The organism is Enterococcus sp. DIV1298c (assembly GCF_017316315.1).
Lineage (GTDB): Bacteria > Bacillota > Bacilli > Lactobacillales > Enterococcaceae > Enterococcus_B > Enterococcus_B mangumiae.
The window spans coordinates 1-19,212 of record NZ_JAFLWG010000044.1 but is presented as its reverse complement, the minus strand read 5'-3'; the positions used below and the strand labels follow the sequence as shown (position 1 = coordinate 19,212).

Sequence of the window (19,212 nt, the reverse complement as noted above, 5' to 3'; positions counted from 1 at the left end):
ATTTAGAATTTCTGTTATACTAAAAAAAACAAGTTAGGAGAGTCGCTATGGATCTATTACAACACTTAGGAATTGAAACATTATCTGTCACGCCAGAAGAAGTCCAGCTGGCTTTGACGATTGCTGACACGCATCACCAACCCTTTGGCTATTTGCATGGAGGAATCAGCGGAGTGTTGATCGAAACGGCTTGTAGTATCGGGGCAAATCAACACTTATCAGCTCCCCATTTTGCTGTTGGCGTCGATCTTCATGTCCAGCATTTGAACAAAGCCTCTTCTGGTACGTTACGAGTAGTAGCACATCCTGAAAAGATTGGGAAGAATCTGCATTTTTGGCGAGCAACTGTCTATTTGGATAACGATTTAAAAATCGCCATTGGTCAATGCACGTTGATGGTCAACTAAATTTATCCATTTTTATTCGCATGATTGATTATAGAATAGATAACAACCTTATAAAGTTAGGTTTAGCTAACTTTCTTTTTCATTCATGTTAACTTTTACACAAAATTAAGGTATAATAAAGATAGTTAGAAATAAATGAATAGTAGGAAGTGAATGAATGAAAAAAGGTAGAAATATAATTTGGACATATATCAAAATAGTATTTGCATTAACTATTTTAGCCATCAGTATCAACATGTTTTTAGGCCCACATCATATCGCAGCTGGTGGAGTCAGCGGTCTCGGGATCTTACTTGAGTTCGCTTTAGGATTTAATCGTGCCACCGTCATCCTCGTGTTAAATGTCATCATGCTGATCTTAGCATTGATTTTCTTAGGAAAAAAACCTTTCTTCAAAGTCTTATTTGGTAGTATCGTCTTTCCCACGATCGTTGAGATCGTTCCAGAGTATATGATCACTTCAGATCGTTTATTATCTGTCATTTTTGGTAGTGCGATCTTCGCTTTAGGTGTAGCCATTTTATACAAAAACAACTCATCCAGTGGTGGTACCACCATCCCTCCCCTTATCTTCAAAAAATATTTCAACTTGAGTCCCTCGATTGGACTTTTGATGACCGATGCCGTAGTTGTTTCATTGACCTTGTTTGTCTTCGGATTCGATGAATTCCTTTATGCGATTCTATCAATCGTGATCACTTCGATCGTGATGAACTATATTGAGACCGGAACGAACCGTCAAAAATCAATCATGATTTTCAGCGAGAACCATCTAGCTGAGATCCAAACACGCCTGATCAGTGAAATTGGTCGGACATTGACGATTATCGAAGCGCAAGGTGGCTATAGCCAATTGCCAAAAGAAATCTTATTGATGGTAGTGACAGACCAAGAGTTCTCCAAAGTCAAACCATTGATCGAAGAGATCGATCCGAATGCTTTTGTCATCGTCAACAGTGTAGCGGAAGTTATGGGTAGAGGCTTTACTTATCACCCGATTGAATGATGCTAGAAACTAAACAGATGTGAATACTTCTTTAAAAAGCTATTTCTGGTTTAATGTTAAAACCAGAAATAGCTTTTTTTATAAACAACTTAGTTGCTCTCTTCAATTAAATTGTGTACAATCTAATTGTATCAAATATAAAAAGCAAGGAGTGTTTTTAATGAAAAAAATGTACTCAACAAAAATGATCAATACTGGCGGACGTTCTGGGGAAGTGCACAGCCCAGACAACTCATTTGAGTTAAATATTGCAGCTCCTGGTAAACGCGTTGAAAATGCAACAAATCCAGAACAATTATTTGCTGCAGGTTTTAGTGCTTGTTTCAACAGCGCATTAGACTTGATCAAAACACAAAAAAATATCGAAGGTGCATCAACGATCAGTGCACAAGTATCTTTATACGCAGAAAGCGAAATGAGCTTTGTTTTAGGCGTTGAGATCGAAGGTTCTGTGGAAGGTCTATCACTTGAAGAAACTCAAGAATTGCTAGAAGCTGCACACAAAGTTTGTCCTTATTCAAAAGCGACAGCTGGCAATATCGAAGTCACTTTAACAGCTGTTGAGGGCTAGATTTTTTTAGAAAAAACAAGTATGCTATGAAGTAGCACATTAGGAGGTGGTCTATTTTGGAGGAGTTATTATTAAAAAATCAATTATGCTTTCCCTTATATGCCACCTCTAAAGAAATTACACGTTACTATGCGCCTTTGTTAAAGCCACTGGATCTAACGTATACACAATATCTTGTTCTACTTGTTTTATGGGAGAGAAAACAAATCACTATGAAAGAGTTGGGACAGATATTATGTTTAGATTCAGGAACTTTGACGCCTGTTGTAAAGAAATTAGCTAGCAAGCAGTATATCAATCGTAAAAGAGACGATTCCGATGAACGGGTGACTATCCTTTCTTTGACAGACGCCGGTCAAGCATTACAAGATCAAGCAAAAGACATCCCTGAAAAAATTCTTGATTTCTTACCTTTAGAGGAAGAAGAATTAGCGATGCTACTTTATTTGACTAAAAAAATGCTAAAAAACTTTAATAAAGAACAACATGCTCGGTAAGCTAATTACCGAGTTTTTTTGTCTGCTCGTTTATATATTTATAACGGTGAATAATCGTATTGTTAGAAATTTTTCTTAATTCGTCTTAATATAGAATTAAACAAAGGAGGTTATTATAATGTGTACATCTATTACTTACACAACAAATGATCATTATTTTGGACGTAATTTGGATTTAGAGATTTCTTATAATGAACAGGTGACGATCACTCCCAGAAATTTCCCTTTTGTTTATCGGAAAGTCCCAAAACAAACATCGCATTATGCAATCATCGGTATGGCAGCAGTTGTTGACAACTACCCTCTCTATTATGATGCAACAAATGAAAAAGGCTTGAGCATGGCTGGCTTAAATTTCCCTGGAAATGCTCATTTCTTTGATGAAGATCCTGAAAAGACAAATATTTCCCCGTTTGAATTTATTCCTTGGATACTGAGTCAATGTAAAAACGTGGAAGAAGCTCGTGCATTACTAGCAGATATCAATTTAGTCAACATCAATTTTAGTGAAGAACTACCTTTATCTCCCCTACATTGGCTATTAGCAGATCAAGAAAAATCCATTGTCATTGAATCCGTTGCCGAAGGATTAAAGATCTATGATAACCCGATTGGTGTATTGACGAATAATCCGACTTTTGATTATCAATTATTCAATTTGAATAACTATCGATCCGTGTCGACAACTACGCCTAAAAATCATTTCTCAGATCAACTTGATTTGTCGGTCTATTCTCGTGGGATGGGTGGCTTAGGTTTGCCTGGGGATCTATCTTCTGCCTCTCGTTTTGTCAAAGTAGCTTTTACAAAATTGAATTCGGTTAAAGCAAGTACGGAACAGGAAAGTGTGAGTCAATTCTTCCATATCCTAAAATCTGTTGAACAACAAAAAGGCCTTTGTGATGTCGGCAATGGTCAATTTGAATATACGATCTATTCTTCTTGCTGTAACATGGATAAAGGAATCTATTACTACACCACTTATTCAAATAGCCAGATAAATGCAGTCGATATGACAAAAGAAGATTTAGATAGTAAAGAATTACTAACCTATCCACTAATTGAAGAAGAGCAGATCCACTATGTCAATTAGTAAGTACACTTCTAAAGAAAAGAAGTCATACTAGAAGTATTTTTTAGAAAAATAAAAGCGATCAAATCCAATATGCCATTTTGCATTTTCGGATTTGATCGCTATTTTTTGAAATTGGAGTTCTCTAATTACTCATTGATTTTTCTAAATGAAAAGAAACTCATTCCTAAAATCAAAAGACCTAAGATCCACATTGAACTAGTTTTATTTTCACTAGTCTTAGGTAGTTCTTTCGTTGATTCTACAGCTTGTTTCATAGGAATTATGTGGTTTGACTCTTGTTTCAACGTGCGATTTTCATTTACGCTTGGTTGGCTCTCTTTTACAATAGCAGAGTTTTCTTTAGCGACTGAAATGTGTTTTGTTTCAATCAATGAAACTGGTTGCTTTTTGATTTGATCCACCAGTTTATTATCTGTTACTACTTTATCAGGTTTTGTGATTGGTGTCTTTTTATGATCAATATCGGGTTGCGGTTCAATGACTTCTTTTTTATCCTCTTCCCCTTCCCCTTCATAATTGCCACTATTCCCCTCTGGTTTTTCTGGTTTGATACTAGGATTTTCGTCTGGGTTCTCTGGTGTTACATCTGGGTTTTCATCTGGATTCTCCGGTGTTACATCTGGATTTTCGTCTGGATTCTCTGGTGTTACATCCGGATTCTCATCTGGGTTCTCTGGTGTTACATCCGGATTTTCGTCTGGGTTTTCTGGTGTTACATCTGGATTTTCATCTGGGTTCTCTGGTGTCACATCTGGGTTTTCGTCTGGGTTCTCAGGTGTTACATCTGGATTTTCGTCTGGATTCTCTGGTGTTACATCTGGGTTTTCATCTGGGTTCTCTGGTATAGGATCGGGTTCACTGACGCCCCCAGAGCCACCTGCTTTTTGTTCAACTGTTTGACGTTGACTATATGGTGTTAAGAATTGGCGATCCCCAGGTTGGCCATCTGCGACTTTTACAGTAAACAACGCTGGTCGATTGATTGGTTGAGTCAACGTGATGTGAAACGTAAAAGTAGCCACTTTATTGTTAAATACGAGTGTCGTTGGATCATGTTCGATCTTCAACGCTGGATCGACGTTTTCAAATTGGACGACGGATTGTAAGATTGGTTGAATGTCTCCTGAATAGGTCACTAAAGCTTTCACTGTGACTGTTTCGCCTAAGCTGATTTTCATAATCCCAGAGTTAGCTGAAGCATGTTCTTCTAAAAATTTGATTTGATTGACATTAGCCCAACCTGATCGTGAAGCGAGCTGAGCTACTTCGTTTCTTGGCTGCTCTTCTGCTTGTGCAGCTTCTACAGGTACTGCAAAACTAGTGAGTACAGCGGAAGCAAATAGAAGACTTAAATATTTCATGAGAATTCCTCCTGTTTGATATCATTATTATGTTAAACATAAGATAATATAGATTGATACGAGAGATTTACTGTTTTTTTGTGCAAAATCAAGAAATTTTCAGTAAAATTTTCAATCGGAGGAATTCAAATGCAAACACAAGAAGCAATCAAAAAGTTTCTACTAAAGAAGAAAAATGTAACGAAACTTGAGATTTTTCTTTTCTTAACAGAGCATCAGTTCTTTATTACTACTCATTACCTTGCAGATTATTTCAGGATGTCTGATTCAAATTTTCTATTATATCTTCAAGAACTCGAACAGGATTTTAAGGCATTGGACATCCAAAATGTCAAAATCGTGAAAAATAAGAAGTTTGTCAAAATTTCTCTAGAGGAAGCTGATCCAGCTACTTGTTACTATGAATTATTTGGTAAGTACTGTTTCGACTCAACCAATTTTCAAATTATCGCAGCATTACTTCGCCATAAAGTCAACTCGATGGTCACGATCAGCCAAATGACGAATTATAGCCCTTCCTACCTTTATTCAAAAATGAAAGCAATCAATCAGTTTTTAGCGCTTTATGGGATATCTTTCAAATTTTCGAGCAAAGGAAAAAAAATCATTACTGGAAGTGAGATTCAAATACAATATTGTTTTTTGGATGTTTATTGGACGATTTTTGCTAATACTTCCCTTCCCTACCACCAGGAAGAACCGGAACAAATCAACGCTACACTTTATATGTATTTAAAAAAAGAGGTGTTAGAAGGCATGAACGGCGGAGTTTTGGATAAGTTGTACCTTCTCCTAAACCTCTGTCAAGATAATTTCCCGATGACTTCTTTAGAAAATGTCCAAAAAGAATTGAGTCAATTTACTTACATCGATCTTTTGATCCAGCCGGATGTCGATATTTTAAAACCTGATCTACCTATTTGTAGGGAACAGCGAATCCTCCTCAATTTATTAGCTCGCTTAACCATCTCTCAATTGGATAGTGAAGAACAAAGCTTGACTCATTATCAACGATTACTTGAACTTGATTTTCCTTATTTGCTTTATTCCAAAAGACTAGTCGAATCGTTCAGTCAGTACTTTCATTTAGAACTTCATGAAAAACAAAAAAGACTATATGCACTCTCTTTTACGATCAATAAACTGCATAATACCTTTTTAGATAGTGAGCAGCCAAATACACCTTTACCGACATTTTTGCTTTACCAAGATCAAGCGAATTATCAACAGTTAAGAGCGAGCGTAGCAGATTTTTATGAGCGCTTCCGAGAGGAAAATTGGCATTATCTCCCAGAGTTCTTAGAAAGAGAGAATGTTTCTTGGGTCATCGAAGAATTACTGCATTTCTATGACCGATTCAAAAAGCAGCCGCCGATCGTTATTGGTGTGAATCACACAAAAGATTTCTACATCAGCAAAGATCTAATCGTTAAGATCGAACAAATATTTTCAAAAGAAGCAATCACTATCCAGCGCTATTATATGGAGCAATGCGACATCGTTATTAGTGATTGTCCGCTGAAACATTTACCTGAGAAGATCAAAAAAATCTACCTATTGAACGGAATCGTTCGCCCAAATGATTGGAAAAAAATGATTTCACAGTTAGCCGAATATATCTTTGAAATCAAACAAGAACGTGACTATGCAGATTTACCAGCTAAACTTATTGATATGGATGAATAGTCTTTAGCTAGTGACCACTGGATCTATTTTTTTGTTTCAGTAAGCTAACACATATTCTTTTCCACCGATCCGTTATATACTAATGAAAAAAGGAGAATTACTATGACTGAACATCGTATTTTTACTATGTCTTTTTCCTCTGTCTATCCTCTTTATATCAAAAAAGCGGAAAGAAAAAATCGGACAAAAGAAGAAGTTGACCAGATTATTCATTGGTTGACTGGTTATGAACAAGCTGAACTAGATGATCAAATCCAATCGGAAAATGATTTTAAAACTTTCTTTGAACAGGCGCCGAAATTAAATCCCGAAAGAAAATTAATCACTGGTGTTATTTGTGGTGTTCGAGTAGAAACGATCGAAGAGCCTTTAATGCAGGAAATTCGTTATTTGGATAAACTGATCGATGAGTTAGCTAAAGGCAAGAAAATGGAAAAAATCCTAAGAAAATAAGTGGATCATTAGTTATTAGTTGGTTTAAACCGCAATAACCGTTAAAATAAAAAAAAGGAGGTTATAATAATGTTTGAACTTATTCGAAGAAATTTTCAAAGATATGCTTTTTTACGAGCTGCCATTTATATTATTGCCGGCATCGCAATTGTTATCAGCCCGACTGCTGTTTTTAATTTTGTAGGCTATCTCATTACTGCTTATTTTGTTTTGCTGGGGCTGATCAATTTATTTGAAGCTTATAAAAACAAACAAAAAACAGGAGTTTGGGGCTTCGGACTGTTCAGTGCAATTGCTTTTCTGGTATTTGCATTGATCGTGTTCTTATTTGCTTCTGCCATTGTTTCGATCTTGCCGATTCTATTAGGCTTGATGATCTTAGCAAATGGTGCGTTCCAATTGTTTATCAGTTTGAATACAAAATCAAAAGGCTGGTCTATATATAGTGTGGTTTTATTGATCGGTGGGTTGATCTTGCTTTTCAACCCATTCAAAAGTTTGATGGTTCTCTTTCAAATTTTCGGCGGTATCTTGATATTCATGGGTATCTCTGAAATCATCAACTATTCAAAAGTTAGAAAAATGTATATCGATTGATAGCTATTAAAGATCAAGGTTGGGCGAATTTTCGCTCAACCTTTTTGCTTTTGCTCTATTCCTTTGTGTGACAAACAATTGGTAAAAGAACAAAAATAACGCATTTTATGTTATTCTTTTAATGAAGTCATTTGACGATAATTCAAATAAATTCTTTTTGAGAAAGAAAGGATGAAAAGAATGGAATTCATAGGTATTCTATGTCTGATTTTGATAGCAACAACCCTCGGCTCTCACCTTTCTCGAAGATTTGGTATCCCTGCCGTGATTGGTCAATTGCTTGTGGGTGTGTTGCTCGGAGGCGCTGGTCTCGGATGGGTCCACCCGAATATCCTCGTACATGATTTTTCTGAGATCGGTGTCATTTTATTGATGTTTTTAGCAGGGCTGGAAAGTGATCTTTCACTATTGAAAAAATACTTTCGTCCAGGGATGTTCGTAGCATTATTAGGGATTTTGTTTCCTGTTTTGTTTGGCTGGTTAACTGGCGAAATGTTTCAAGTTTCAATGAACGAAGCGATTTTCTTTGGGATCATTTTAGCAGCAACCTCCGTGAGCATCTCCGTCGAGGTTCTCAAAGAACTCCATGTCGTCAATACTAAAGAAGGCTCAACGATTTTAGGCGCCTCAGTCGTAGATGATATTCTCGTCGTTCTAGTATTAAGTTTCAGTTTATCTTTTCTAACAGGAGAATCTGGGAGTACCCTCCCTATACCTCTGGTCTTGTTTGAACAACTCATCTACTTTATTTTTATTTTCTTGTTAGTTAAATGGATCGCTCCGTTTTTAATGTCATTCGCTGAAAAAATCTATGCGAACTCTGCGATTATCATCGTTTCATTAGTATTATGTTTAGGTATGTCCTATATTGCTGATTTAATTGGCTTAAGTTCTGTTATCGGTGCCTTTTTTGCAGGGATCGCTGTCAGCCAAACAACAGTGAAGGAAGAAGTGTATCACAATGTTGAAGCATTAGGTTATGCAGTCTTTATCCCCGTATTCTTTGTTAGTGTCGGACTAGAAGTCGATTTTTCAAACTTCGGCGAACAACTGATCTTCATCTTGATTCTAACCGTTGTCGCTGTCTTAACAAAACTTGGTGGCGGGTATCTAGGTGCAAAAGTAGCCGGCTTTTCGACGAATAGTTCATTTATGGTTGGAGCTGGTATGATCTCTCGTGGTGAAATGGCGTTGATCATTTTACAGATTGGTCAACAGAGCCAATTGATCGAAGCCAAATACTATTCACCTCTAGTCATTGTGATTTTATTGAGTACATTGATTTCACCGCTTATCTTGAAATATTTTACTAGAAAAGTGTATCCTAATTGAGTGATCCACACCTACTTTTCTTGCGTAAATCAAAAAAGCCCTTCTGCTGGATTCGATGATTTTGAATCCAACGGAAGGGTTTCTTTCTCAATTCAGATGTGCTTTACTTTCGTTCCAACATTCTTCTGGCGAGTAAACATCATTTTCATTCAACACCAGTGTACCGTCTGGTTGGATCGTGATCGTCGACCCAATCCAAGTAGTTTGTGAAGCTAATAGGATATTCTTCTTTTTATCCTTTTTCATCGAAAAAGCTTCTGCATGTTCTTTTGCTAAGTGTGATTTTAAATATCTCGTTTCTCTATTATCAAATTGGATTTTCAACATACTTCCAGCCATTTCGGCTATTACTGCTTTTGGCCCATCAGTCATCTGATCTCCTCCTCTTGTTATTTACACTAGCTTACATCACCAGTGTATCACTAGCAGAAGAAAATAACCAATGTTTTTGTATCCGATTTCAGATACTTAATTTATTGATAGTTTTGATTCAAATACTGCAATAGCGCAGGCGCTCGATTAGTCGCAGAATCGCCATCTTCTTTGTTTTCTAACATGCTGATCACTAAATAGCCGTTCGTTTCAGGATTGATTGCATACAAGAAGCTGTTTTCTTGTCCTTTTTCATCTTGTTTTTCTTTGATTTCGGCTGTCCCAGTTTTTGCAGCAAGCGGAATGCCTAATGCAGCTAGAGAGTGTGCGGTTCCATTCGGGTCTTGCACGACATCGACTAAATCTGGCAAGATCGTTTGGACGCTGGATTCACTGATGACATTTTTCTTATCTTTTGTTTCCTGATCCATAACTAGACGTGGATAAATCAAATTGCCATTATTCGCAAAAACACTATACATCGCTGCTTGTTGGATCGGATTGATCAACAATTGCCCTTGTCCATACCCAGTATCAGCTAATAAAATCTCTGAATTGAATGAATCTTCATTCGAGATTTGGGCAGGATTCATTTGGATCGGTAAGTCCAGATCTTCACCAAAAATGAATTGACCGAGTCCTTTTCTAAAGGCTTCCTCTCCCATTTTCAATGTTTCTTGTGCCATATAGATATTATCAGAATAAACTAACGCATTTTTCAAGTTCACTTGAGGGACGTCGCTGACACGCGTCACTTGGTAAGAACCCCAAGAGCTGTCTTTTTGCCACTTTAAACCATTGATCGTCAAGACTTCATCTGGATTCAAGGTTCCGTTATCTAAGCCAATCGCTGCGGTGATCATTTTGAATGTTGAACCTGGCGCATATCCTGTAGCAAAGCGACTAATAAACGGACGATTCGGATCCTCTTCATACGCTTTGTAATCGGCTTGAGAGATGCCGTTCGTCATTTTATTCGGATCATAACTTGGCGAACTGACAAGGGCTAATAAATCGCCAGTTTTTGGTGCTGTCGCTACAGTAGAACCCGGCTTACCTTCTAAACTGTCAAACGCTGTTTTTTGTGCGTTAGCATCGATCGTCAATTGGATATCCTGGCCATTTTTCACTTCGTGTTGGAGTAAGACAGCTTTTTCATTTCCTTCTTCATCTGTCACACTTAGTTTCCCACCATTTGTTCCTCTTAATTCTTTGTCATAAGCCATTTCTAGCCCTGAACGACCAATTTTTCCTGTACTGCTCAACTCAGGATTCTTCTCGATGTCTTCTGCTGTAATATCGCCCACGTAACCGATCAGCTGAGCAGCAGCTTCGCCTAGAGGATAATAACGGCCGTCAACCTCTTGGATCGTCGCTCCGCTTGGAAGTTCTGGTGTTTCTCCTTCAATGATTTTTAAAGGCACAAAGTAATCCGGTTGGACCCATCCTTGAGAGATCGCCTGTTCAATACTGTCTTCGGTCAAATCAAAGCCTTCAGCGATTGCTTTGATATTTTTTGTTTTTTCTTCACCCTCACCTAATTTTGCAGGTACAACACCTAATTGCTTCAATTTTCCAGTAGTAGCTAAAGGTTGTTTATTACGGTCTAAGATTTCACCACGCGTCGCTACTTCGGTACTCAAACTGACTTTATCTTGACCTTCCATTTGTGGGAAAATCAAATTCGGTTGCCAGTTGATTTTGGTTTGGTCGCCATCTTTTGTCAATGTACCTTCATAAGCTAAGTCTTTCAGCTCTCCCAGCGTCGTGTTCATTTTTGCTTTATACGTAAATTCATACGTATCATTCTCTTTTTTTGTCACGGATAGATCTGAAAGTTTGATGCCTCTGATTTCTGCTGCACCATAGATATTTTGATATTTTTCTAAGACATCTTGTTCAGTGAGATCATTATTCCCCTGAACTTTAAGTGATTTCACCGCTTCTTCATAGTTTTCATCGTTCAGTGAATCGATAAATCCTTCAATGGTTTTCTCACCAGCTTTTACCGCTTGTTGTTCTTGGACATGTTGATAATAAAAGAAGCCACCACCAGCAGCTGCAAGCAAGACGACAATTCCCGCTCCAATATAGATACCGGTCGATTTTTTCTTTTGTCTGTCACTCCTTTTCATGTTTGAATACCTCTCTTTATTAAAAAGTTCGAATCAAAGATATTCTAACATATGACAGGAAAAGTAGCGTTATGAACTAAATGATTCTTAACGATTCCTGTCATGATATTAATGAATTTTTAACGAAAAAAGTACGCACTGTTCACCCTACCCTATCAAAATAAGCCGGAGATTCGGAATCATCTCTGATTTTCCGAGTCTCCGACTTATTTCTGGATAATAATATTTCCTTCATAACCACTGATTTAACAAAGGCTTATTTATTCAAAAATTCACTGATCGCTTGCTTATTTTTGGCTAAGTCGATTTCTAACACGCTACCTGCCGGTGTATTATCGTTGAAATCCCAACTTTTGTCCACTGGCACTGACAACGTATCGATTTTTTTGTCATTGTTTAGAAAATCCAAACCACAATCTAATAAGACACTTTCGGGTAGATTTGTCTGGATACTGCCTAAAAGTTTTCCGATTGCCTTTGGTAGTTTAATGATCGATGTAACATCTTTCAGTTGACTGGCTACCGCTTCAACGACTTGTTGCTGTCTGCGGATGCGACCAAAATCCCCTTCTTCGTCTTCACGAAAGCGCGCATACTGAAGTAAGGTGTTGCCGTCCATTGTTTGTTCTCCCTTTTTGATATCTACACCATCTAAATCAAGATCTTTTTCCGCATCGATGGTTACGCCATCTGGAAATAATTCATCGACACAATCAATAAAATCTTGGAATGTAATGCTGGCATAATAAGGCGTTTCTAACTTGAAATTCTCTTGTAATGTTTTGTCCAATAAGTCAATACCACCGTAGGAATAGGCTGCATTGATTTTATTCATGCCATATCCCGGTATAGGTACATAAGAATCCCTCATAATAGAAATCAATTTTGCTTGCTTTGTCTTTTGATCATATTGAGCGACCATCAACGAATCTGAACGCCCGTTTTCTTCTTTTGATCGAGCATCAGAACCAATCAATGCGACATTGATGATCGTCGGAACATCTTTTGCATCGACTTTGTCCACTGTGTCGGATTGCTTAACTGATGAAAAACCTTGGATAAATTCAAAAGAAAAAAAGCCGATGACCATCGCAAGAACGAGCAAGATACTTAAGATGATTTTTTGAAATGGTTTCATGTTAAATGACTCTTCCTTTCAAACTCTTCTACTTGCAACATAGAACATTGTCCCTTATGATGAGTCAAGTAAAGAGTGTATTCTCTTTCATGTCTTTTGGGTCGATTGAGCTGCAACTCGTCGATCCTTTTTTGTGTATTTCTCTCATAAAATCAAAAAAAGTTCGTTCCATTACTCCCCTTTCTCGTCCAGACACAAGTTAGGCGAAGCGAGCATAAAAAGAAGCGAAAACTAAGAAAAGGTCAGAAACCTTTTCGAACAAGATTTCTGACCTGGCATCATCTCATCGTCCGAGTTTTAGCACTATACAACGTAAAGAACGCATTCTTAGCTATTGGAAAAAGCCTTAATCCGACAATTCCTGTTTGACCCATTGGCGTCTTTCGACGTTTCTGGGCAATAGCCTATGTTTGTATAGGAGCCTCACCTAACAAGGTTAGTACTTATTTGATTTTTACAAAACACATCTTATTCCTCTTTGAATCGATAATCAATAAAAACTAAAATAAAATAACTAAATTAATCTTTACTTAATAAAGTTTAAGGACAGATGATAAGTAATTAACTTCCACTGATCTTTAGAAATAGAGTCATTCCATCGTGTGATTATTTTGGGCGCAGCATCGAAACGATCTCGCCAAGTTTTCCATAGTCATTTCCAGCTAAGCGACTGATCGGCTGTAAATTGGTAGGATCGATATAGCCCGTTTGTTCATCATAGACAGTTTCACTCAATTGATAAGCAGCTATCTGTAATAAAAATAAATCAGCCGTAATTTCTTGGTCTTTCATGATCGGGACGTGTTGATAAAGTGTGGTCTCAAAGGCAATACTAGCTTCATTGATCCTTGGAACATCGATCGTATCTGATTCGGAAATCGTGAACGAAGTCAACGTCAACTCACTTTCCTCACTGGATAAGCTAGCGGCTGTTTGATTCGCATCTACCAGAATATTCTCATCTAAAATATGGATCACGGCTTCCTTCGTTTGCATCAGATGTCTAGCAGTGTCTTTCCACTCTCCGTTCTTTCGCTGAATGGCTAAGGAAAGTATCGGTGGATTGGAACTGACGATATTAAAGTAACTAAATGGCGCAATATTCGTCACTCCTTGGATCGACCGTGTCGCTACTACAGCCACCGGTCGAGGAATGACTGAACCGATCAATAGTTTATAGTTTTCTCTTTCAGTTAACTCTGAAGGAACTCGTTTGAACATTTGCTTTCCTACTTTCTTGTTGAATGATCCATCCTAATGATAGTCATGGTATCGGACAATCTTATTCATTGTCAACTAAACGTTCTTATTCCTAAGTCTTATGACACAAAAACACCCAGTGCAATTAAATGCACTGAGTGTCAAATTGATTATTTCAAACGGAATAATGTTGGTGCTTGGTCAGGTGCCCAAGTATCATCGCCATAGTTAAAATGCGTAACTAATGTTGTATATACTCTTCCTTTGTAGCTTACTTCTTCGTTCGCAGTATAAAGTTCTGGTGAAGACATTGAACCTAATTTCCATTCGCGAACGCCTTCAATGATTTCGCCTTGTTTTGTTGTAACATTCAATGTATTACTTGCATATGAAACTTCGCCATTTGTACTGATTGCACGTACTACGTATGAATAAGTTGTATTTGCTATTAGATTTTCATCCATATATGAAGTTTCTGAAGTTGAACCAACTAACTGGCCGTTACGGTAAATGTCATACTGTTTGATACCTTGAGTGTGTGTTGAAGCTCCCCACATCAATGAAACACTTGAAGATGTTTCGCCCATTGAGTGTAAGTTTTTAGGGGCAGTTGGTTTTTCTTCTGCACTGATTGCTGTAGTTGTTACTGAGATTGCTGTTTTATCTGATTTGATACCTGTTTGGCTAACTGCTTCGATTTCATATGTATAAGTTGTTTCTGCTGTTAAATCTTTATCAGAAAATTCAGGATCAACAGATGTACCAACTAGTTTACCATCACGATAAACATTGTAAGAAGCTGCATTTGCTTGTCCGTTCCATGTTAAGTTTACTGTTGATGAAGTCACGTTTTGAACACGAACATTTTGAGGTGCTTCTGGCTTCACTGGAATCGTTGAATCGCCTGTAACGTTCAAGTCGATCACATTATAAAACGCATTTACTGTATCTGCTACGTCCCAAACTGCTAATACAACATGGTAACCTAGGCGATCACTTGGGATATTGATTGAATGACTTGGATTTGTTGATCCAGTTGTTCCATTGTGGTTGATCGTACCAATCAATTCAAAATCATCACGGTCTAGTTTATCATTTGGATTCCAATCTGCTTTCGTCATATAATAATGCCATTTTGATGTCGCATGTGAAGCAGTAAAGCGCCATGTAAATACGTTCGCTCCTTGAGAAATCGATTGTTTTGTCCACATCGTAGAGTTTTGTTGATCAAGATTGAAGTCTCCTAATGAGCCACCAGCTGAAGCGATTTGTCCATCTGCAGGACCTGCTGCTGGAAACCCTTTTGGCGCTTCTAAAGATTGAGGCTCGTTGATAACAGCTCCATATTTTTGGAATGCTGCATTCCAGTTTGTATTTCTGTCTAAATGACCTTGATACCCACGGCTGATCGGTGATTGCACGTAGCCATGTGCGGATGCTTCATTTCCACCGATTACCAAGCTTGCTCCAAATAAAATACTTGAGCATAAAATTGTTCCTAAAATTTGTTTCTTCATAATTCCCTCCGTAATAAACGATTAATATAGATAACGATTTACAAAATATTTTTGATATTTCATTTCTTTCCTTTTGTTATCTTGAATTAAGAATATCAGATAAAAAAGATTAAATCGAACCAATTATTACCGAAAACGCGGTAATAATCATCAATTGAAAAAAATGTTAAAATACCGTACAAAACGCTGCATTCATAATATTTTATGCTTTATAAAAATTAATTTCATCTCGTTACATCCACATTGTATTTTTATCCCCGGTTGTTATATCCATAAATTATATAAACTAAAAATGATTAATTTTTGTTATTTCTTAACTATGTAAAAAAACGATAAACAAATTTTTCCATTCATTGTCTGCAAAGTAGTCTAACAACTTTTCGTCTATTATAAGTTTATTCATTTGCGGTATCTATTGCTTCATCATATGATGATATAAAGGGGGTTTTATTTATGAAAGTTTGGCTGATCTTACCCTTTACTATTTCATTATTTTTGCTTAGTGGTTGTGAAGATCCACAGGAGATGCCTAATCCTGAGCAACAGGAAAAGGCCACCTCTACCTCTATGATTGAGGAATCAACTACTGAGGAAACGACCACTGAGCAAACAAATCATGTAATCGAAGAAACGGAGGAATCGCTTGTGAATTACCCATCTGGAAGTTTATTAACCGCTGTTGAAGGAAATGATCGAAAGCAAGTGGAAGAGATTTTACAAACCGATTATTCAATCGATGAACAAAATGAAAAAGGAGAAACTCCGTTGTTGATTGCAACACATCATAATTTTGTCGACATTGCAAAGCTATTGATCGATCATGGTGCTTCGATCGATATTCAAGACGAGATCCAAGATAGCCCTTACCTCTATGCTGGTGCACAAGGCAAAACAGAGATTCTCGCCTACATGTTGGAACACCGTGAACCAAATCAAGAGATCGTCAATCGTTTTGGTGGCAATGCTTTGATTCCAGCAGCCGAAAAAGGTCATTTGGAGAATGTAAAACTTCTCTTGACCGATGCTCGCGTAGATATCGATCATCAAAACAATTATGGCTATACTGCGTTGATCGAAGCAGTCGCTTTACGCGATGGTTCTGAGATCTACCAACAAATCGTTCAAGAATTGTTGAATCATGGTGCAGATAAAACATTACGTGACAATCAAGGGAAAACCGCCGAAGATTACGCACGCGAATTGGGCTACACTCAACTACTCTCACAGTTAACGAAGTAGGTTTAAATATGTAGGTTAAGAGAACATCTTTCTAAGTGTAATAGACACTTCAGCAAGATGTTCCCTTTCATTTATTACATCTAGTTATCGATCAGAATAAACCAGGATGTAGTTGGTACAAACATAAAGTTTACATAATTAATTTATAAACTACCTATATTTAAGATGATGATTTTAAACTGATAATATTAAAAAGTATCCTCAAGCCTATGTATAAAATAAATCAACCTCAAAGAGTTAGTTGATAAACTACTCTTTGAGGTTGATTTACGGTATTTGTTTATTTCTCACTTAAAGATGTTACTTTGAACGCACTTAGCTTACAGCTTACGAGCAAAGAATGAAACGATCAATACTAAAATGATTGCTCCGATAAGTGATGGTACGATCGCCATACCACCGATCACTGGACCCCATGTACCTAATAGTGCTTGACCAATAGCTGATCCAACTAGACCTGCAATCACGTTTGCAATGATTCCCATTGAAGAACCTTTATTAGTAATTGCTCCTGCAATTGCTCCGATAATACCACCAACGATTAATGACCAAATAAATCCCATATTAATTACCTCCTAAAAATTCTAAAAAATTAAGTTTATTGTACGCGTGGTTCATTGTTTTCTTTTACTTTTTGCGCACCTTTACCAACAGCTGATTTTGCTTTATCTGTTTGTTTTGAAGCAAATTGACCAGTTGATTTTGCAGCATCTGTTACTTTATCTTGAACTGTTTCTTGATCTTTTTCGTATTCTGCTTGTGTTTTGATATCAACAACATTAACGTTTACTTCGATCACATCAAGATGAGTCATTTCGTTCACTTCTGTGCTGATCAATTCTTTGATTTGGTCATAGATATTTTCGATATCTTTACCGTATTCAACAACAACATCTAAATCAACTGCGACTTGTTTTTTACCTACTTCAGCGTTGATTCCTGCTGTTACGTTATCTGTATTCACAAGTTTTTCAGCGATGTTTGAGAAGAATCCACCATCAAGAGTCAATAAACCATCGACATCTTTCAATGCATAACCAATGATTTTTTGAATCACTTTGTCTTCATAAGTCAATTCACCTTTAGCTGAAGTATCAGCAACCGGGTTTGTACCTGTAGTAGTGTTTACGTTTTTGAAATCTTTGTTTTCCATGATAAATTCCTCCTATGATTTAAAATATTCATCTAACAATCTTGTTTCTTTTAAATAAAAACCAATCCCTACCCCAATGGCAGTCATGATCAGTATTAAAAGAGTTTTGAAAAATCCAACTGTCAACCATAAAACGGCTAACAGTAACCCAAGACCCCCAAAGATAATAGGGAGCTTATAGAGTGAAAAGAATTCTTTCATTTGTTTGCCCTCCTATTCTACACGTGAATGCTGGTTGTCCTCTTGATCTTTTTCTTCTTGATAACTACTGTAATTGACAGCTACTTTGATCTCTTGTTCTGAACCAAGGACATTGGCAACTTGATCTCTGACTTCTTGCATCAACATTTCTGTTTTACCAATCAGAGAAGAAGTACGTTTTAAATCGCCTTTAACATGAATATTGATTTTCTGTTTTGTTGATCGTACTTTGACTTTAGGAGATTGAATGAACTCTTCTTCGTGTAAATACGAGCGAGTGAGTCCTTCAATTGCTTTTTTATCTAAGGTCAATTTCCCATCTTTGTGCTTTAATACGAAAGTTCCTTTCGATTTTGGATAGAAAAGAACGAATAATAAGATGAGAACGACAACAATTGCAAATACGACAGCAGCCCAGAAAATATATTGTTGCATATAATAATTCGTTATCGTAAAAAAGCGAAAACGTTCCAATTGTTCAGGTAAGACATATGGTGCATTAACTAGAGCGATGATCAAAAGTACTGAAAGTAACACTATGCTTACAATTACACCGATGATCTTTACCCCCTTATTCATTTTCCACCTCCTAATTATCTTATTTTTCTGTTTTAAACACCTGACCAACAAGAAATTCCCTTGAGGAAACTAGAAAGACAACCGAAATAAGAAAGCGCTACCAAAGCGAACAGCCTCAAAATAACATCGATTCCTAATTCCCTGCTAAATTCTTAAATAACAGAAACAATTATTATATAACTTCCATTGTTTCTTGCTGGCTATACTACAAGAATAGTATTCAAGATTAAAAATTGCAAAGATAATGCTCATTTATTATTACAAAACAAAAAGGATAAATGACAAAACAGATCTGACAGTTAAAAAGATTGTCTATTCTACGGATTCTATTAATCTTTTGATAGAAAGGATGATACCCTTTTCAAAAAGCATGGAAATATTTTATAATAAGAGAAGGAAATGTTAGAGTAAAAGTGATCCAAATCAAAGAAACTATTACTCTTAGAAAGAGGTGTCAGCATGTTAAAGAAATCCCTTTATGCATTTATAATAACGATTATATATCTGATTGTTTCCAATGCTGGAAATCTATTTTTTGGAGTGTCGAAAGAATTTAGTTGGACGACTACGTTATGGGAATCCCTATTTTTCTTTTTATTTATACTTCTGCTACAAAATTATCGAAAAAAATAAATGGACAATTGCTTCTTTCGTAAAAATAAAAAAGCGATT

General features: G+C 36.8%; 20 protein-coding genes and 1 riboswitch. Of the genes, 10 read left to right on the top strand and 10 right to left on the bottom strand.

The genetic code is table 11. The features are described from left to right. Positions 1-47 precede the first annotated feature (47 nt). From JZO83_RS10485 to bsh, 5 genes are all read left to right on the top strand, one after another. Entirely contained in the window at positions 48-407 is a 360-nt protein-coding gene (locus JZO83_RS10485; protein WP_207115701.1) for a PaaI family thioesterase, read from the top strand. Between the two features lie 157 nt (positions 408-564). After that, complete coding sequence (locus JZO83_RS10480; RefSeq protein WP_207115700.1) at positions 565-1,413, top strand: YitT family protein; 849 nt, start codon at positions 565-567, stop codon at positions 1,411-1,413. A gap of 160 nt (positions 1,414-1,573) precedes the next feature. Further along, positions 1,574-1,984: an organic hydroperoxide resistance protein gene (locus JZO83_RS10475; protein WP_206854218.1), complete on the top strand. Its 411-nt coding sequence runs from the start codon at positions 1,574-1,576 to the stop codon at positions 1,982-1,984. A 56-nt stretch (positions 1,985-2,040) separates the two neighbouring features. After that, complete coding sequence (locus JZO83_RS10470; RefSeq protein ID WP_206854220.1) at positions 2,041-2,481, top strand: MarR family transcriptional regulator; 441 nt, start codon at positions 2,041-2,043, stop codon at positions 2,479-2,481. 118 nt (positions 2,482-2,599) lie between these two features. After that, the gene (gene bsh / locus JZO83_RS10465) at positions 2,600-3,574 is read left to right on the top strand and encodes a choloylglycine hydrolase (protein WP_206854230.1); all 975 of its coding nucleotides are present in this window, start codon (positions 2,600-2,602) and stop codon (positions 3,572-3,574) included. 128 nt (positions 3,575-3,702) lie between these two features. Here bsh and JZO83_RS10460 read toward each other — a convergent pair whose 3' ends face one another. Continuing rightward, on the bottom strand, positions 3,703-4,938 hold the full coding sequence (locus JZO83_RS10460; RefSeq protein ID WP_207115757.1) for an LPXTG cell wall anchor domain-containing protein: 1,236 nt from the start codon (positions 4,936-4,938) through the stop codon (positions 3,703-3,705). Positions 4,939-5,067: 129 nt separating this feature from the next. Here JZO83_RS10460 and JZO83_RS10455 point away from each other — a divergent pair, with 129 nt between their 5' ends. The 4 genes from JZO83_RS10455 (at position 5,068) to JZO83_RS10440 (ending at position 9,006) form a co-directional block, all read left to right on the top strand. After that, complete coding sequence (locus JZO83_RS10455; RefSeq protein WP_207115699.1) at positions 5,068-6,624, top strand: helix-turn-helix domain-containing protein; 1,557 nt, start codon at positions 5,068-5,070, stop codon at positions 6,622-6,624. Between the two features lie 102 nt (positions 6,625-6,726). Then, positions 6,727-7,077: a DUF2200 domain-containing protein gene (locus JZO83_RS10450; protein WP_206855221.1), complete on the top strand. Its 351-nt coding sequence runs from the start codon at positions 6,727-6,729 to the stop codon at positions 7,075-7,077. A 69-nt stretch (positions 7,078-7,146) separates the two neighbouring features. Next, positions 7,147-7,674, top strand: a complete 528-nt coding sequence (locus JZO83_RS10445; protein ID WP_206855219.1) for a DUF308 domain-containing protein — start codon at positions 7,147-7,149, stop codon at positions 7,672-7,674. 180 nt (positions 7,675-7,854) lie between these two features. Continuing rightward, positions 7,855-9,006 carry a monovalent cation:proton antiporter-2 (CPA2) family protein gene (locus tag JZO83_RS10440; RefSeq protein ID WP_206855217.1) on the top strand — a complete coding sequence of 384 codons (1,152 nt, stop codon included), beginning with the start codon at positions 7,855-7,857 and terminating at the stop codon, positions 9,004-9,006. Between the two features lie 87 nt (positions 9,007-9,093). On the opposite strand, the gene JZO83_RS10435 is transcribed toward JZO83_RS10440, so the two are convergent. From JZO83_RS10435 to JZO83_RS10415, 5 genes are all read right to left on the bottom strand, one after another. Then, the gene (locus tag JZO83_RS10435) at positions 9,094-9,378 is read right to left on the bottom strand and encodes a hypothetical protein (RefSeq protein WP_206855216.1); all 285 of its coding nucleotides are present in this window, start codon (positions 9,376-9,378) and stop codon (positions 9,094-9,096) included. Between the two features lie 101 nt (positions 9,379-9,479). Next, positions 9,480-11,513: a penicillin-binding transpeptidase domain-containing protein gene (locus JZO83_RS10430; protein ID WP_206855214.1), complete on the bottom strand. Its 2,034-nt coding sequence runs from the start codon at positions 11,511-11,513 to the stop codon at positions 9,480-9,482. A gap of 256 nt (positions 11,514-11,769) precedes the next feature. Continuing rightward, positions 11,770-12,651 (bottom strand): LCP family protein, encoded by an 882-nt coding sequence (locus tag JZO83_RS10425; RefSeq protein WP_206855211.1) that lies wholly within the window; start codon positions 12,649-12,651, stop codon positions 11,770-11,772. A 275-nt stretch (positions 12,652-12,926) separates the two neighbouring features. Continuing rightward, a riboswitch (M-box (ykoK) riboswitch) is annotated at positions 12,927-13,093 on the bottom strand. Between the two features lie 164 nt (positions 13,094-13,257). Then, positions 13,258-13,872: a flavin reductase family protein gene (locus JZO83_RS10420; protein ID WP_207115698.1), complete on the bottom strand. Its 615-nt coding sequence runs from the start codon at positions 13,870-13,872 to the stop codon at positions 13,258-13,260. 149 nt (positions 13,873-14,021) lie between these two features. Next, complete coding sequence (locus JZO83_RS10415; RefSeq protein WP_206855207.1) at positions 14,022-15,368, bottom strand: lytic polysaccharide monooxygenase; 1,347 nt, start codon at positions 15,366-15,368, stop codon at positions 14,022-14,024. A 453-nt stretch (positions 15,369-15,821) separates the two neighbouring features. Here JZO83_RS10415 and JZO83_RS10410 point away from each other — a divergent pair, with 453 nt between their 5' ends. Then, positions 15,822-16,607: an ankyrin repeat domain-containing protein gene (locus JZO83_RS10410; protein WP_206855204.1), complete on the top strand. Its 786-nt coding sequence runs from the start codon at positions 15,822-15,824 to the stop codon at positions 16,605-16,607. Between the two features lie 320 nt (positions 16,608-16,927). On the opposite strand, the gene JZO83_RS10405 is transcribed toward JZO83_RS10410, so the two are convergent. From JZO83_RS10405 to amaP, 4 genes are read right to left on the bottom strand one after another with little or no spacing between them, the layout of a single operon-like run. Then, positions 16,928-17,170 carry a GlsB/YeaQ/YmgE family stress response membrane protein gene (locus JZO83_RS10405; protein ID WP_010735387.1) on the bottom strand — a complete coding sequence of 81 codons (243 nt, stop codon included), beginning with the start codon at positions 17,168-17,170 and terminating at the stop codon, positions 16,928-16,930. Positions 17,171-17,205: 35 nt separating this feature from the next. Beyond that, positions 17,206-17,760 (bottom strand): Asp23/Gls24 family envelope stress response protein, encoded by a 555-nt coding sequence (locus JZO83_RS10400; RefSeq protein WP_206855201.1) that lies wholly within the window; start codon positions 17,758-17,760, stop codon positions 17,206-17,208. 12 nt (positions 17,761-17,772) lie between these two features. After that, the gene (locus JZO83_RS10395; RefSeq protein ID WP_065096371.1) at positions 17,773-17,961 is read right to left on the bottom strand and encodes a DUF2273 domain-containing protein; all 189 of its coding nucleotides are present in this window, start codon (positions 17,959-17,961) and stop codon (positions 17,773-17,775) included. A gap of 12 nt (positions 17,962-17,973) precedes the next feature. After that, complete coding sequence (gene amaP / locus JZO83_RS10390; RefSeq protein WP_206855199.1) at positions 17,974-18,540, bottom strand: alkaline shock response membrane anchor protein AmaP; 567 nt, start codon at positions 18,538-18,540, stop codon at positions 17,974-17,976. Between the last annotated feature and the right edge of the window lie 672 nt (positions 18,541-19,212).